Source organism: Arthrobacter sp. 05L44, assembly GCF_056397605.1.
Window position 1 is genome coordinate 433,399 of record NZ_JBFTNS010000001.1, and the last position, 14,142, is coordinate 447,540.

Here is a 14,142-nt window from a genome sequence, read left to right on the forward strand (position 1 = left end):
GGATGAACCGGAGTGATGATTTGAACAGCCTCGACCCTACCGACCTGAAAATCCTGCTCGAACTCATCAAGGACCCGCGGATCCAGATCGGCGAATTGAGCGACGCTTTGGGGATCGCCCGGAACACCGCCCAGTCCCGGGTCCGGCGGATGCTGCGCTCGGGCCTCCTGCACGACGGCGGCCGTGAAATCGATCTGGAGGCGGTGGGGTACGACGTCGTCGCCTTCGTCACGATCGAGGTCAACCACCGGGAGCTTGACGGCGTGGTGGGGGCCTTGCGCCTGATCCCCCAGGTCCTTGAGGTCCATGAGATCTCCGGCAGGGGCGACGTCTGGTGCCGCGTGGTGGCGACCGATACCCACAACCTGCAGGCGGCCCTGCGGTCCATCCTGAGAATCAAGGGCGTGATCCGGACCGAGACCGTCCTTGCCCTCCACACGCACATTCCGTACCGCACCGAGCCGCTCATCAGCAGGCTGGCCCAGGGCAGCGCCCTGGTCCCCGGCCGTCCCGCGCCGCGGCGGGCCGGATCCGCAGGAAAAGACGGGATAATGGCCCCGTGACTATTATTGACAACGCTGTCTACGTCGACGGCGTCCGCCGTGCCGAGCCGAGCAGCCTCGAGCAGACCTTCGAAACGATGGCCGAACACGGCGGCATGGCCTGGATCGGACTGTACCGGCCGACCGAACAGGAGATGGCCGCCGTCGCCGCGGAGTTCGGCCTGCATGGCCTGGCCGTGGAGGACGCGATCTCCGCCCACCAGCGCCCCAAACTCGAACGCTACGATGACAACCTCTTCACCGTGCTCCGGCCGGCCAGGTACCTGGACGAGACCGAGACCGTGGAGTTTGGTGAACTGCATGTCTTCACCGGCCGCAACTTTGTGGTCACCGTCCGGCATGCGGAGACCGCCGTCGTCGGCCAGGTCCGGCGCCGGCTCGAACACCGCCCGGACCTGCTGTGCCACGGCCCCGAAGCCGTCCTCTATGCCCTGATGGACCAGGTGGTGGACGACTACGTCCCCGTGGTGGCCGGCCTGGAGAACGACATTGACGAGATCGAGGATCAGCTCTTCAGCGGCGACCCCCTGGTCTCCCGGCGCATCTACGAACTCGCCCGCGAGGTCATCCACTTCCAGCGCGCCATCCACCCGCTGCCGGCCATGATGCAGCAGCTCCGGCGCGGGTTCGAGAAATACAACGTGGACACGGAATTGCAGCACAGCCTGCGCGACGTCGAGGACCACGTGGAGCGGCTCATCTCGCGGGCCGATTCCTTCCGCGACCTGCTCCAGAACGCGCTCACCCTGGACGGGACGCTCACGGCCAACCGCCAGAATGAGGCCAGCGCGGAGCAGAACGAGCAGGTCAAGAAGATCTCCTCCTGGGCCGCCATCTTCTTCGCCCCGTCCTTTGTGGCGGGTGTGTACGGCATGAACTTCGAACGGATGCCGGAACTGCACTGGACCTTCGGCTACCCCATGGCGATCTGCCTTATGGCCGGAACCGCCGCGATCATGTACGCCATCTTCAAACGGAAGGGCTGGCTCTAGCCGGCGCGGCGCCAATGTCCTGAGGACGCGCAAAATGCCGGGCGCGGCGGGTTTACCTGCCGCGCCAGGTCTTTTGCGCGTCGTGGGCCAAGTTACGCGTCGGGGCTAGCCGTTCGGGCGGCGCCGGCGGGCCAGGGCGACCAACCGGATGAAGGCCCAGACGAAGCACGTTTCGATCAGCGCCATGAGTCCGAGCCACAGCCATTGGGCGTGGCCGATGAAGTACACGGCTCCCACCAGGACCAGCACGCTGCCTAGGACCAGGGCGTACACGGCGAACCCGACGGCCACACGGGCACTCCGGACCCCGGTGCGGAACCCGAAGCCGTTGGGTTCCCCGCCCGGGATCCCGGCGACGCGATCCTCCCCTGCCGGACCCAGCCGGTCGAATTCCTCCCAGGGGTCCCGGTCCTGCTCGCGTCGCTGATCGGCCATATCCCCATTATCCCGCCGGCGCCGGACTCCCGCCGGCTCCCTAAGGCCAAGCGCCGCTCAGGCTACGCGGCCCGCTGGCCGACCTCACCCGGCGCAGCGCCGGCCTCGCCGAAGACAAGCTGGCGGGTAGCGATCTTTTCGGTGAAGAACCTGTCGTGGCTGACGGCCACAACGGCGCCCGGGAAATGCAGCAGCGCCCGCTCCATGACCTGGGTACTGGAGAGGTCCAGGTGGTTGGTGGGCTCGTCGAGCAGCAGTACTGAGTCACCGGACAGCAAGCACTGAGCCATCGCCACGCGCGCTTTCTGGCCGCCGGAGAGGTTCCCGATCTTCTGCTTCAGGTCCGCCTCGGAGAACTGGAACATGGCCAGGAACCGGTTCACAGACTTCTTGGTGGCGGTTAGAGCGAGGCTGTCCGGCAGGGCGTTGACCGCGTGAGACACGGTGTCGCCGTCGTCGAGGTCTTCCAGCATCCGGTTGTACGACACAAAACCGGGCCCCTTGGCCCAGGTCACGGCACCGGAATCGGCCTGCTCGTCCCCGGTCAGGACTTTGAGGAGGGTGGATTTGCCGCTGCCGTTCGCGCCGAGGACCACGATCCGGTTGCCCTTTCGGATTTCGAAGCTCAGATCCTCGAAGAGCACCTTCGCGCCGTAGGACTTGCCCAGCCCTTCCACCCGGCACAGCACGTCCTTGACGTGCAGGCCGCCGTAGATCTCGGTGACGATCTGGTCCACGGGCCGGGGTGTGCGGGATTTCTTGATCTTCGCCAGCTGGTTGCCGAGGCCACGGCTGGCGGCTTTGGCAGCCTCGCGGCGGTCGGCGATCCCTTCGGCCTCGAACGCGAGCAGCTCGGACTCGTGCACAAATTGCTGCTCAAGGGTTTTAAGCCGGAACTGCTTCTGGACCACGTACTCGGCGAAGTTTCCGGGATATTCGTGCAGGTGGAAGTTCTCGACTTCAACGATCCGGGTGACCACGGCGTCCAGAAATTTCCGGTCATGCGAGACGACGACGGCGGCCCCCTTGAAGTCGCGGAACCAGCTTTCCAGCCATTCCACCCCGGCGACGTCAAGGAAGTTGGTGGGCTCGTCGAGCAGCAGCACGTCGGGGCCCTCGAGCAGGATCTTGGCCAGTGCAGCACGGTTGCGCCAGCCGCCGGACAACGCGTCGATGGCGCAGTGGCGGTGGGCGTCATCAAAGCCCAGGGTGGTCAGCACAGTGTCGATGCGGCGGGGGTAGTCCCACCCGTCGAGCCGGTCCATGTCCTCGAAGAGTCCGGCCTGCCGCCCGATCAGCCGGTCCAACTCGTCCGCGGCGGGTTCCGCGGCGATGGCCGCGTCAATGGCGGCCAGCTCGGCCTGCACGGCTTTGATCTCGCCGAACAGGCCATCGAGGACCTCGGTGATGGTCGAGTCCCCGTTCAATTCGGAGAACTGGGAAAAGTATCCCACCCTGGTTCCGAGCTCGACGCTGACCGTACCGGTGTCCGGCGCCACCTGGTTCATGACCAGTTTCAGGATGGTGGTCTTGCCGGATCCGTTTTTGCCGATCAGGCCCACCCGGTCGCCGGGTTCAAGCCGGAAGAAGGCTTCCCGGAGGACCGGGGTGTTATCGAAGCGGACGCTGACGTCATGCAGCCGGATCAGGCTCATGGGCGCTGTCCTCTCAAGGGGGTTGGTTCGGGGTCCTAGGTTATCCCGGACCCGCGGCGCGGCCGGACCCGGAGGGTGGCCCGGTACGGGGTCAGGCCAGGCGGCCGCGGACAATCTCGCTGACAGTTTTGCCGTCGAAACGGCCGGCAACCTTGGCGGTAACGGGTTTCATTACGGCCCCGATGGAGCGCATGCTGAGGTCCTGTCCGTCGGCCCTGAGCGCGGCGATGGCCTCATCAACAATCGCTTCCACCTCCTCGCGGGTCAGCGCCTTGGGCAGGTACGCCTCGATGATTTCGGCTTCGGCGACCTCTGCCGCGGCCCGGTCGGATTCGCCGGCCTGGGTGAAGATCCGGGCGGTGTCGCGCCGTTTTGCGGCTTCCTTCTGCAGCAGCGAGGTCACTTGGGCGTCGTCGAGCTCAACCGGGGTCTTCCCGGACTTTTCCCGGGTGCCGATCTCCCCGAGGACGTTGCGGACGGTTGTCAGCGCAGTCTTGTTGCCCGCCTTCATGTGGGCGACGACGTCGTCTTTGAGCCGCTCCTTGAGCGTCATGGTGGTCCTCTTTCCGGTCGTACTTGTGGAGTGTCCAACACGCCAGTTTCCCCTACGGGAGGCCGAATGACGATGCGGGGCCGGGCCACGCCTTGCCATGCGACCCGCAGACCGTAGACTCGGCCCATGTCTGGTTTCGGGGGAAATCGAACTGTCCGCGGCGCTGCCGCATCCATTATCGGCGTGATCCTCGCCGGGGGCGTTGCGGCCTGCACCTACGAGGACGACGCCGGTTCGCACCAGTCCACGGCCGTTTCGGTCCGGGCGGCTCCCACCGCAGCCGCAAAGGATCCAGGGGTTTTGGGCGTCGACGCCGCCAACTATGCCGTGCTCCATCAACGCCTGGATACCGCGACAGGGCCCGTGGTGCTGTCCGACGCAGGTCCGGCGGACGGGCCGTCGGTCGGTTTCCGGAAAGCCGCCACTGTGAGGACCGCCGGCCCGCACGTCGTGACGGCTGCGTGTGTCGGCATTCCCCATGCGCAGATCTATATCTCCCAGAACACTGAGAGCGGAACCGAACACACGGTCCTGGAGGTCGACTGCAGCGGAACCCGTAGCCAGATGGTTCAACTGCGCAGCGGATACGTCAGCGCGCAACTGACCCGGTCGGACCCGACGGGCGCCTGGACGGGTGCGGTTGCCGGCATCAAGATCACGTCCCGTTAGGACCGACCGGCCAGGTCAGTACCAGTTGTTGGACACCTCGTGGTCCCAGGCTCCGCACGGTGATCCGTAGCGGCCGGCGATGTAGCCGAGACCCCAGTTGATCTGGGTGTGGTAGCTGGTCAGCCAGTCGGATCCGGTGGACGAATACTTTTCCGGCGGGAGGGCCTGCGCGACGCCGTAGGCGCCGCTGGACGGGTTGGTGGCGTTGGTCATCCAGCTCGACTCCTGGTTCCACAGCTTGAGCAGGCAGCCCATTTGGTCCCCGCCCCAGCCGTGGGCGCCGAGCTGGCTCGAGGCGTAGGACTGGGCGCCGGCGGGATCGTTGACGGCTCCGCCGGGGATGTCGGGGGTCACCACGGCGGCCGGCGGAGGCGGAGATGCCGGAGCAGCCGCCGACACTGCGGCCGCGGCCGCCGCAGCTGCCGCAGCTGCGGCGGCGGCCGCGGCGGCTTCTGCCGCACGCCGGCGGGCCTCCTGCTGCGCCTCATAAGCTGCCTGTGCTTCAACGCCGGCGCGGTAGTTGCGCTCGACCGAAGCGCTGGTGCCTTTCAGCGCGGCCAGCTGCGCGGTGAGGGTGCCGCTGTACTTCGTTTCCTCGTCCACTTTCTGCTGGGTCGCCTTCTGGGCGTCCTGCGCCGCGGAGAGCTTGGTCTGAGCCTCGTCGGTAAGCCTCTGGTTCTCAGCCTGCTCGACGGACTGCTGGGCATCCAGGGACGCCGCTGCCGCCTCCGCGGCCCGGGAGCTGTTGTACAGGTCCGTGGTCCGCAGGGTGACCATCTGCAGGACGTCGAGTTTCTGCAGCCCGTCCTTGCTCTGCAGGGTGTCCATCACCGAGAACGGCCCGAGGTCCGTGCCCCCGCCCATGTAGTCGTGTGCGGCCAGGGAGCCAGTTTGCCGATGCAGCTTGTCGGCTGCGGCGTGGGCTGCTGCGGTCTTCTCCTTCAAGGATGCGAGCTTCACGCTCGAGGCATCCAGGTTTTTGCGTGCGACGGCGTAGTCCAGGCCCGCCCGCACCGCTGCGGCACCCAAGGAGGATGCTTGCTGCTGCAGCCCGTCGAGGAGGGTGTTGATCTTCCGGATCTCAACGCCTTTGGCCTCGACATTGCCTTTGGCAGCCTGGACGTCGGCCCACGATGGATAGCCGGACGGCGGCGTGTCATCAGCGTTGGCGGTGGGCGCAGCCACGCCGGCCACGAGGGCGGCGGCGGTGAGTACGGTGCAGACCTTTGCAACCGGAACTTTCAACGTGAACTTGAACCTGCACATATTCAGCAGATCCTACTGGACAGTACTGAGCGGTGCCTGGAAAGACCACGCCGAGGAGCTAGCCCAGCCGCAATCCACACTCGTTTTATTGTCTAGCGTCCCCTCCATCGCCAGAGGTGTTCGACAATGGGTTGGGAGGTCTAAGGAAAAAGGCGGCAGCCCGACGCCGGTCCTGGCTCTAACCCGACCGTCCTAGGAACGGCAGGTCATCAGAAGCGGCACAGCGAGTCTTTTCCCGTCCCCTCCCGTGGCCTGGCGGTGTCGTAGTACGCTCGCGTTGAGCCGTTCAATGGCGGGCTGCTCACCGCGGCGCCTTACGGGCCCGCGGCGGTACGCGTAATGCACCAACCTGGGGGTAGTGGCATGGCGGTCAAACATTCGGCGTCGCGGGTGCGGGACGTCCTGGTAGTGGTCCTTGTTGTGCAGCTGGTGTTCGCCCTGATCGGCGCCGCGGTCCTGATCCTTGATCCGAGCGGCTTATTGGAAGAGCCCAGGGACCAGTTGCTGGCCGCCCTCCTGATCCTGGCGCCTGTCACCATGGCTGTCGTCCTCGCCGTCCGTTTCCGGAAACGCCACCGGGCAGAGGGCCGGCGCACGAGGGCGACCGCCCAGCTGATGGATACCGTCCTGACCACCAGCCACGAATGGGTCTGGGCCGTGGACGACCAAGGACTCTTCACGTTTTCCAGCCCGGCCAGCGAGAGCATCGTGGGATGGGCCCCGGAAGAGCTGCTCGGCCAGCGGTGTGACCTGGTCATCGACGGCGCCGATCTGGCCCGCGCCAAGTCCGAAGTGGCGGAGGCGCCGGGGCCGGCCTGGACCGGAGTCGTGGCACGGTGCCGGCACCGGGACGGCCGTGCCGTGTGGGTGGAAGTCTCCGGCACCGTCCGCCCGGCAGGGCAGGACCACCCCGCCGGGTTCGAGGGAACGAGCAGGCTGCTCCCGCCACTGACGGCACGGGAGGCCATCGACTCCCGCAACCGCGAACAACTCCAGCTGATGCTCGACCAGGACCGGCTGCTGACTGCATTCCAGCCCATCCGCAGTCTCGAAACCGGTGGCCTGATCGGGGTCGAGGCACTGACCCGCTTCGTCGATGAGGGTACGGCCGGAACGGAGTTCTGGTTCAGCGAGGCAGCTATTGTCGGGTTGCTCAGCGAACTCGAATTCGCCGCCATGGAGAAGGCCCTGGAGACCGCCCCGGCCCTCCCGCCGACTATTTACGTAGCCCTGAATCTCTCCCCGGAGACGTGTCTGGACCCGCGACTGCCCGGATTCCTCCGCCGGTCGGGCCTGCCGCCGAAACGGATTGTCCTCGAATTGACAGAGCGGGTTGAAGTCAACGAATACGCCCCATTGACGGCCGCGCTCGATCCGCTACGGAGAGAAGGACTGCGCATCGCCGTGGACGACGCCGGCTCCGGCTTCGCCTCGATGCGCCACATCCTCCATCTCCGGCCCGACATCATCAAACTGGACCGCAGCCTCATCGCGGGGATCGACGACAACCAGGGCCAGGAGGCCCTGGGCGCAGCCATGGTCGAGTTCGCCCGCCGCATCGGGGCCACGGTGATCGCCGAGGGCATCGAAACCTCCGAAGAACTCGCCGCAGTGGCGTCGCTCGGCATGACGGCCGCGCAGGGCTACCTCATTGGCAGGCCTTCCATCCATCCGCAGGACTGGGCCGCGTGGTCAGAGTCCAAAAGCCCGGACACCGAGAGCAGGTAGACCGTCAGACCTGCCGGACCCGTGCCGAACAAGGTCTATAGGAAAAGGGTCTGATGAAGCCCTCACGCTCGGTATCGAGCGCCACTGGGTCGCCGGTCGGCTCAAAGTGTTAGCAAAGTGTTTATTCCGTGCACGCAGGGATTCAAAAACCCCTGCAAATTGTGGAGCTAAGGAGATTCGAACTCCTGACCTCTTCGATGCGAACGAAGCGCTCTACCAACTGAGCTATAGCCCCGCAACAACGCCGCTCCCGTGGGAACGGCGCAATCAACGTTCCTAGGCTACAAACTATCGGCGTTCATTGCCAGCCAGCCCGCGAATGACTGAGTGCCGTGTCGCCCTTCCGGGACCAGGTTCAGGCCAGCACGCAGGTACCTGCCCATCCCGCCCGGCAGCGGAAATGCCACCACCCTGGCGCGTGAGCCTGATGCCTGCTTCCAGGTGGCGGCCAGTTCGCCCATCGCGGCGATGTCCGGACCCCCGATGGTCCTGACCCGGTGGCCAGTACCGTCCGGCGCCTGAACGGCAGCGTCCAGCAGAGCTGCGGCGACTTCTGCGGCCGCGATCGGCTGGAAGCGGGCACCGCGCACCACCGGAATCACCCCGACCCTGGCACCGGCGCCAAAGAGTCCGCTCAGCAGGGAATGGAACTGTGTAGCCCGCAGCGTCAGCGTTTCGAGGCCGGAGTGCTCGTAGACCCGTTCCTTGGCTGCCTTGGACTTGTAGTAGCCAAAGGTGCTGCGGTCGCAATTGACGATGGACAACAGGACCGCCTTCGCGACGCCGGCGTCCTGGGCTGCAGCGAGCAGCCGCGCCCCGCCGTCGGCGAAGCCCTTCATGGCCTTTCCCGAGCGTCCTTCAAGGCAATCGATCACGACGTCGGCCCCTTCCAGCGCGGCGGCCAGCCCCTCACCGGTCGAGACGTCGGCACGGAAATACTCGGCCCCCGCGGTGTTGCTGCCGGTGCCTTGCATCGGCGGGCGGCGGCTCAGGACGGCCACCTGATGGCCGCCCTCGAGAGCCTGCCGCACCACCTCGCGGCCTACTTGTCCGGTTCCCCCGGCAACGCAAATCCTCGTCATGCTGATCAGGCTACCTCCAGCCGGAGACAAAAAAGCCCCGGGCGGCCGGTACGTCGGCTGCCCGGGGCGGAAAACTGCGTCAGGCGCGGCGGCGCTGGAGAACGTCGTCGAGGTTGCTCAGCGCGCTCTGACCCTTGCCAAGCTGCTTCGGCTCGGCAGCGGGCGCTTCCGGCTGGCGGACGGTCCCCTGCTTGAGGGAGGGCTTGCCGACGGCTTTCGGCGCCTCCGGCAGGTCCAGGGGTTCCGGTGCGGCACGCTCGGCCTTCGGCGCTTCCACGTAGGTGGGCTTCGGAACCTGCACGGGTTCCCAGCTGGCTCCTTCCGCGGTGGACGGGTCGCCGACGCGGCGGACAGAGGTGTCGCCTGAGGCGGCTGCCTCGGCCATGGCAGCCTGGCGCAGTTCCTCGGCGGTCAGCGGCTTCGGGGCGGGCTGGGGAGCCGGTGCGCCGGCCTCGGCGTCGAAGAGCGGGCTTTCCTTGGCGGGAGCCTCGGGGCGGTGGGCGTCGGGCCGGGCTGCCTCTGCGGCGGAGCTGCCAGCAGGGGCGCCCATGGCCGAGCGGAAGGCCGCGTTGACCTTGCGCCGGCGGTCGCGGACAGCGAGCCTGCGGAGGAGGACGACGGCGGCCACCCCGACGAACAGGGCCACCGCAGGCAGCCAACCGGAGCCAATGCCGAAGAGCCGCAGGCCGGCAGCAACCACTCCGGTCAGCAGCGAGGCCAGCCCCACCAAAGCGACACTCAGGCGCCCGTAGCGGATCCGGAACGCCGGGGCGGCCGGCGTGCGGCCGGCGTCGTGCTCAACGGGAGCGGGAGCTGGTGAGGGGCGCTGCGTACTCGTCATCGATGTCTCCTGCGGGGCCGCCATCTTCATGACGATCCCGGCTTGGGGGTCTGCTTTTCCTACATCCGCGGCATCCATCCGGAGCTCCCCCGCAGACTGCAGCTGGGGGCGGCCGTTCCGGAGCATGTAGGGAGCGACCCATACGATCCAGAGCGCAACAGCAATGACAAGGATCACTGAGCTGCTAAGAGGGAAGTCCACAGTCAAAACGGTATGAGCAAGACGGCGGAGCGGACGGCATTGCCGGCGGTGTGTCGCGAGGCAACTGGCAAATCACTGGATTTATGTCAAAACTGCTGGTCAGGCGGGAGTTTCCGGCGCCCGCCCGGGGCTGCTCTTCAGCCACCGGGCCAGGAGTCCCTCGGGCACTTCCTCGGACGTCAGAGCGAAGGTCCGGTGGTCTGCCCAGCGGCCGTTGATGTGCAAGTAACGCGGCCGGTAGCCCTCGTCCCGGAACCCGAGTTTCTCCACTACCCGCAGGCTCGGGCCGTTCTCCGGGCGGATGTTGATTTCCATCCGGTGCAACCCGAGGGTCCGGAAGCAGTGGTCCGTCGCCATCGCCACCGCGGTGGGGGCGATGCCCTGGCCCGCACGGCTTTCGTCAACCCAGTAGCCCAGGGTGGCCATCATCGCCGAGCCCCACACGATCGAGGAGACGGTCAGCTGGCCGACGATGACCGGTTCCCGGAATCCGGGCGTCCAAGCGGTGATGACGAACGGCAGCGCGGTGGCCTGGGCCGCCTGGGCTTTGAGCGACCGCACCGTCTGCCGGTAGTCGGGCAAACCGCCGCCGGGCACCGGATTGGACGCCTCCCAGGGGGCAAGCCACGTGTCGTTGCGGGCGCGCAGGGCGCTCCACTCCTTGCGGTCCCGGTAGCGGATGGGCCGCAGCACCAGGTCCCCGCATTCCAGGGTCACCGGCCAGGTGAAGCTGCCCCCCACGGGACTATTTGGTCAGGCCGGAAGCGAAGCCGGGCAGCCATTCCCGCAGGCCGGGGCCGAGGTCCTCGCTGTCGCAGGCGAGCTGGACGCAGGCCTTGAGGTAGCTGAGTTTGTCACCGGTGTCGTAGCGGCGGCCGCGGAAGACGACGCCGTACACGCCGTAGCCCTCGCCCTGCCCGGCGGAGAGTTCCTGCAGGGCGTCGGTGAGCTGAATTTCACCGCCGCGGCCGGGCTCGGTGCGCTCCAGGACCTCGAACACGGCGGGGTGCAGGACGTAGCGGCCGATGATGGCCAGGTTCGAGGGGGCCTCGTCAGCGTCGGGCTTTTCCACGAGCTGCTTGATGCGGACGTACTCTTCGCCTTCAACCACCTCGACGTCGGCGCAACCGTAAGCGCTGATCTGCGACGGCTCGACCTCGATCAGGGCCACGACAGAGCCGCCGGTCTTGGCCTGGACCTCGATCATGGTGCTGAGCAGTTCGTCGCGGGCGTCAATGAGGTCATCGCCCAGCAGGACGGCGAACGGCTCGTATCCGACGTGCTGCTTGGCGCGCAGAACGGCGTGGCCAAGGCCCATTGGGTCGCCCTGGCGGACGTAGTGGATGTCGCCGAGGTTGCTGGCGGCCTGGATGGACTCCAGTTTGGCGGTGTCGCCCTTGGCTTCGAGGGTCGCCTCCAGCGTCGGGACCCGGTCGAAGTGGTCCTCGAGGGCGCGCTTGTTGCGTCCGGTAATCATCAGGACGTCGTTGAGCCCAACGTTCACCGCCTCCTCGACCACGTATTGGATGGCCGGCTTGTCGACCACAGGCAGCATCTCCTTCGGCATCGCCTTGGTGGCGGGAAGGAAGCGGGTGCCGAGGCCCGCAGCGGGGATGACGGCCTTACGGACGGAGGCGTTGGGGGTAATCACTCGACTAATCTAACCGAGGGCGCAAAACTTCACGTAATTTCCGACGTCGGCATGGCAGCCGTTCCGGCCCGCACCAACGCTGCCGCCCGGGTGAAAGGACACCAGCGTATGAGCACGAAGGAAGAGATCCGATCCAGCCACCGGCTGCGCCGGGCGGCCATGTCTGCCTCGGAGCTGGACGCCGCCGGCGCCGAGGTGGCCCGTCACGGCCTGGAGTGGGCGTGCGGGCTCGCGGACGGAGCGCCCCGTACGTTTGCCGCCTACTTGGGTGTCGCCTCCGAACCGCCCACCATGCCGCTGCTGGCCGCGCTCCACCATGCCGGCCACCGGGTCCTGTTGCCGGTCTGCGAAACGGACCTGGAACTGAGCTGGGTGTACTGGACTCCGGCGTCGCAATTTGCCCGGAGCCGCTACGCCCCGATCCAGGAGCCGATGGGGGAACGGCTCGGCACGTCCGTGATGGACGGTGTGACGGGGATCGTCCTGCCCGCCACGGCCCTGGACCGCGCGGGCAACAGGATCGGCCAGGGCGGTGGCTACTACGACAAATTTCTGGCGGCGCTGGCCGACCTGCTCCCCCACCCTGCCGGGTCCGGCACAGGCGGCAGCCACCACTGGCAGCCCCTGCCGACGGCGGCCGTCGTTTACGACGGCGAGGTCCTGCCGGCCGGCAGTATTCCCACGGAGCCGTTCGACCGGAAGGTTGATTGTGCCCTGACGCCGGGGGGCGTGGTTCCCCTGTCGGACTTTTCGTAGGGCTTTTCCGGGCTTGCCTTAGGCGTTGCCTGGGCGTTGTTAGGGCTTTCCGGAGGCGGGCGTGCGGGTGATAGAATTGGCACTCAGGCCCCGCGACTGCTAAGGCAGCACCGGACCTGCTCGTTTGTCCCAAAGGAGGAATTCCCGTGCCCACGTATGCATACGCCTGCAAGGACTGCAGCCACGCCTTCGAGACCGTGCAGTCGTTCACGGACAGCTCCCTGACGACGTGCCCGGAGTGCGAAGGCACGCTGCGCAAGAAGTTCAACAGCGTCGGCGTCGTGTTCAAGGGCTCCGGCTTCTACCGGACCGATTCGCGCGATTCCAAGGGCAGCACAGTCTCCGCCGCCCCGGCCGCGCCCGCAGCGTCGTCCACGGCGTCCGCGGCCGCCAGCTAGCGACCCACGCCGGACACGGCGGGGCCACCCGGCCCGGTGTCCCTCCGGTTTTCCACATAGCCGCTCCGGCACCTGAAGCCTGAGTGCGGGTCAGTCATAGCGTGGCCGTATGGCCCACCACATCCTCCGCTCTCCACCCGCCGCACTGCCGCGCCCCAGGCCTGCAGGGCCGCAGCGTCCCCGTCCGCGCATCCGCCCCGGAACCGGCCGCCAGATCCAGCGCCGACGCCGCCTCCGCGGCTGGCTTGGCAGGCAGCGCAGGCTTGCTGTGGCCCTCCTGTTGTGCCTCGCCGCCGGGCTCACGGTGCAGCAGCTGACCCCGGCACCCGACCCGACTGTCCCGGCGTGGGCAGCGGCCCGCGACCTGCCGCCCGGACGGGTGCTGGATGCCTCCGACGTCGTCGCCATCCAGGTTCCGCCCGGCATTGTCCCCGGCGGTCCGCTGAGCCGGGCCGCGCTGGAAGGCAAGCAACTGGCCGTGGCCCTGCGGAAGGGCCAGCTGTTCGCGGATTCCCAACTCGTCGGGCCGGGCCTGCTGGCGGGGAGTCCCCCGGGTGTGGCGGCCGTTCCGCTGCGGATGGCCGATCCCGCCTCGATCCAGCTGGTCTCCCCCGGCCAGCTGGTCAACGTGGTGATCACCAACGGCGACGGCCTGGCCCAGCCCGCGGCGTCGAAGGTTCTGGCCGCTGCCGTTCCTGTTCTTTGGACCTCCGCCCAGGGCGGCCGGGCGGCCCAGTGGCTCGACGCCAAGGAGACGGACGGTCTGATAGTCGTGGCCGCAACCGCGGAGCAGGCGCGGAAGCTGGCCGGCGCATCGACGCAGGGCAAGTTGTTCTTTGTGCTGGTAGGCGCCAGTCCGGGCTAAAGGTTGTTCCGCTGACCGGCTGCCGACGGGTGAGCCGGGCTAGCCCCAGTGCGGCGGACGCTGCTCCCGCAGCCAGGCATCGTGGTCGTAGCTGCCGGGCTGGTCGCCCCAGCGGCGCGGATCGTCCTCCGCAGCCTTGTTGGGCAGCACGCCGCGGGTGCCAGCTGTGGCGGCCGCCGTTTTCGTCGGCTGCGAGGGGGCGTCCTCCGCGGCGGGTTCCTCGTCCTCGGGATCCTGATCCCCGGGGGCCGTGTCCGCAGCTTCCCCGGCGTCCTCCGCGGCGGGTTCCTGGTCCGCAGGATCCTGTTCCCCGGCCTCCGGCTCCGCGGGAGCCGGGGTGCCCGCGTAGACAAAGTCGTCGGCCAAGTCCTGGTCCACGTGGTCTTCGTTATCGCCGTGAGCACTCATGCCGCCGGCCTCCTTACTGCAATTCTCAATTCGTGCCGCCGGGCGCCGAGCAGTTCAGCCGCGGAATTTATCCGCGGAG

The 14,142-nt window shown here is 67.5% G+C and carries 16 protein-coding genes and 1 tRNA gene; 7 read left to right on the top strand and 10 right to left on the bottom strand.

The window, feature by feature from the left end:
• Positions 1-20: 20 nt before the first annotated feature.
• Complete coding sequence (locus tag AC1DHY_RS01970) at positions 21-563, top strand: Lrp/AsnC family transcriptional regulator (protein ID WP_476903088.1); 543 nt, start codon at positions 21-23, stop codon at positions 561-563.
• On the top strand, positions 560-1,555 hold the full coding sequence (corA, locus tag AC1DHY_RS01975) for a magnesium/cobalt transporter CorA (protein WP_476878972.1): 996 nt from the start codon (positions 560-562) through the stop codon (positions 1,553-1,555). Before AC1DHY_RS01970 ends, corA begins: the two co-directional genes overlap by 4 nt.
• Positions 1,556-1,660: 105 nt before the next feature.
• Here the strand turns inward: corA and AC1DHY_RS01980 are convergent, their stop codons facing one another.
• The 3 genes from AC1DHY_RS01980 to AC1DHY_RS01990 all read right to left on the bottom strand — a co-directional run bounded on the left by AC1DHY_RS01980 (position 1,661) and on the right by AC1DHY_RS01990 (position 4,198).
• Positions 1,661-1,990: a hypothetical protein gene (locus AC1DHY_RS01980; protein ID WP_476878971.1), complete on the bottom strand. Its 330-nt coding sequence runs from the start codon at positions 1,988-1,990 to the stop codon at positions 1,661-1,663.
• A gap of 62 nt (positions 1,991-2,052) precedes the next feature.
• On the bottom strand, positions 2,053-3,645 hold the full coding sequence (locus tag AC1DHY_RS01985) for an ABC-F family ATP-binding cassette domain-containing protein (protein ID WP_476903089.1): 1,593 nt from the start codon (positions 3,643-3,645) through the stop codon (positions 2,053-2,055).
• 91 nt (positions 3,646-3,736) lie between these two features.
• Positions 3,737-4,198, bottom strand: coding sequence for a GatB/YqeY domain-containing protein (locus AC1DHY_RS01990; RefSeq protein WP_476878969.1), 462 nt, complete (start codon positions 4,196-4,198; stop codon positions 3,737-3,739).
• A gap of 126 nt (positions 4,199-4,324) precedes the next feature.
• On the opposite strand from AC1DHY_RS01990, the gene AC1DHY_RS01995 reads away from it, so the two are divergent.
• Entirely contained in the window at positions 4,325-4,867 is a 543-nt protein-coding gene (locus tag AC1DHY_RS01995; protein WP_476878968.1) for a hypothetical protein, read from the top strand.
• Positions 4,868-4,882: 15 nt separating this feature from the next.
• Here AC1DHY_RS01995 and AC1DHY_RS02000 read toward each other — a convergent pair whose 3' ends face one another.
• Positions 4,883-6,133, bottom strand: coding sequence for a coiled-coil domain-containing protein (locus AC1DHY_RS02000; RefSeq protein ID WP_476878967.1), 1,251 nt, complete (start codon positions 6,131-6,133; stop codon positions 4,883-4,885).
• Between the two features lie 363 nt (positions 6,134-6,496).
• On the opposite strand from AC1DHY_RS02000, the gene AC1DHY_RS02005 reads away from it, so the two are divergent.
• On the top strand, positions 6,497-7,861 hold the full coding sequence (locus AC1DHY_RS02005; protein WP_476878966.1) for a sensor domain-containing phosphodiesterase: 1,365 nt from the start codon (positions 6,497-6,499) through the stop codon (positions 7,859-7,861).
• A 162-nt stretch (positions 7,862-8,023) separates the two neighbouring features.
• Here the strand turns inward: AC1DHY_RS02005 and AC1DHY_RS02010 are convergent.
• The 5 genes from AC1DHY_RS02010 to galU all read right to left on the bottom strand — a co-directional run bounded on the left by AC1DHY_RS02010 (position 8,024) and on the right by galU (position 11,636).
• A tRNA-Ala gene (locus AC1DHY_RS02010) sits at positions 8,024-8,096 on the bottom strand.
• 46 nt (positions 8,097-8,142) lie between these two features.
• Positions 8,143-8,943, bottom strand: a complete 801-nt coding sequence (locus AC1DHY_RS02015) for an SDR family oxidoreductase (protein WP_476878965.1) — start codon at positions 8,941-8,943, stop codon at positions 8,143-8,145.
• A gap of 79 nt (positions 8,944-9,022) precedes the next feature.
• On the bottom strand, positions 9,023-9,961 hold the full coding sequence (locus tag AC1DHY_RS02020) for a hypothetical protein (RefSeq protein ID WP_476878964.1): 939 nt from the start codon (positions 9,959-9,961) through the stop codon (positions 9,023-9,025).
• A gap of 123 nt (positions 9,962-10,084) precedes the next feature.
• On the bottom strand, positions 10,085-10,726 hold the full coding sequence (locus tag AC1DHY_RS02025) for a GNAT family N-acetyltransferase (protein ID WP_476878963.1): 642 nt from the start codon (positions 10,724-10,726) through the stop codon (positions 10,085-10,087).
• A gap of 4 nt (positions 10,727-10,730) precedes the next feature.
• Complete coding sequence (gene galU / locus AC1DHY_RS02030) at positions 10,731-11,636, bottom strand: UTP--glucose-1-phosphate uridylyltransferase GalU (RefSeq protein WP_476878962.1); 906 nt, start codon at positions 11,634-11,636, stop codon at positions 10,731-10,733.
• A gap of 108 nt (positions 11,637-11,744) precedes the next feature.
• On the opposite strand from galU, the gene AC1DHY_RS02035 reads away from it, so the two are divergent.
• The 3 genes from AC1DHY_RS02035 (at position 11,745) to AC1DHY_RS02045 (ending at position 13,655) form a co-directional block, all read left to right on the top strand.
• A complete protein-coding gene (locus tag AC1DHY_RS02035) occupies positions 11,745-12,392 on the top strand; it encodes a 5-formyltetrahydrofolate cyclo-ligase (protein ID WP_476879122.1) in 648 nt (215 codons plus the stop codon).
• A gap of 146 nt (positions 12,393-12,538) precedes the next feature.
• The gene (locus AC1DHY_RS02040) at positions 12,539-12,790 is read left to right on the top strand and encodes an FmdB family zinc ribbon protein (RefSeq protein ID WP_476879112.1); all 252 of its coding nucleotides are present in this window, start codon (positions 12,539-12,541) and stop codon (positions 12,788-12,790) included.
• Between the two features lie 109 nt (positions 12,791-12,899).
• Positions 12,900-13,655, top strand: coding sequence for an RcpC/CpaB family pilus assembly protein (locus tag AC1DHY_RS02045; protein WP_476879113.1), 756 nt, complete (start codon positions 12,900-12,902; stop codon positions 13,653-13,655).
• A 39-nt stretch (positions 13,656-13,694) separates the two neighbouring features.
• On the opposite strand, the gene AC1DHY_RS02050 is transcribed toward AC1DHY_RS02045, so the two are convergent.
• Positions 13,695-14,063 carry a hypothetical protein gene (locus AC1DHY_RS02050; RefSeq protein ID WP_476879114.1) on the bottom strand — a complete coding sequence of 123 codons (369 nt, stop codon included), beginning with the start codon at positions 14,061-14,063 and terminating at the stop codon, positions 13,695-13,697.
• Positions 14,064-14,142: the final 79 nt, after the last annotated feature.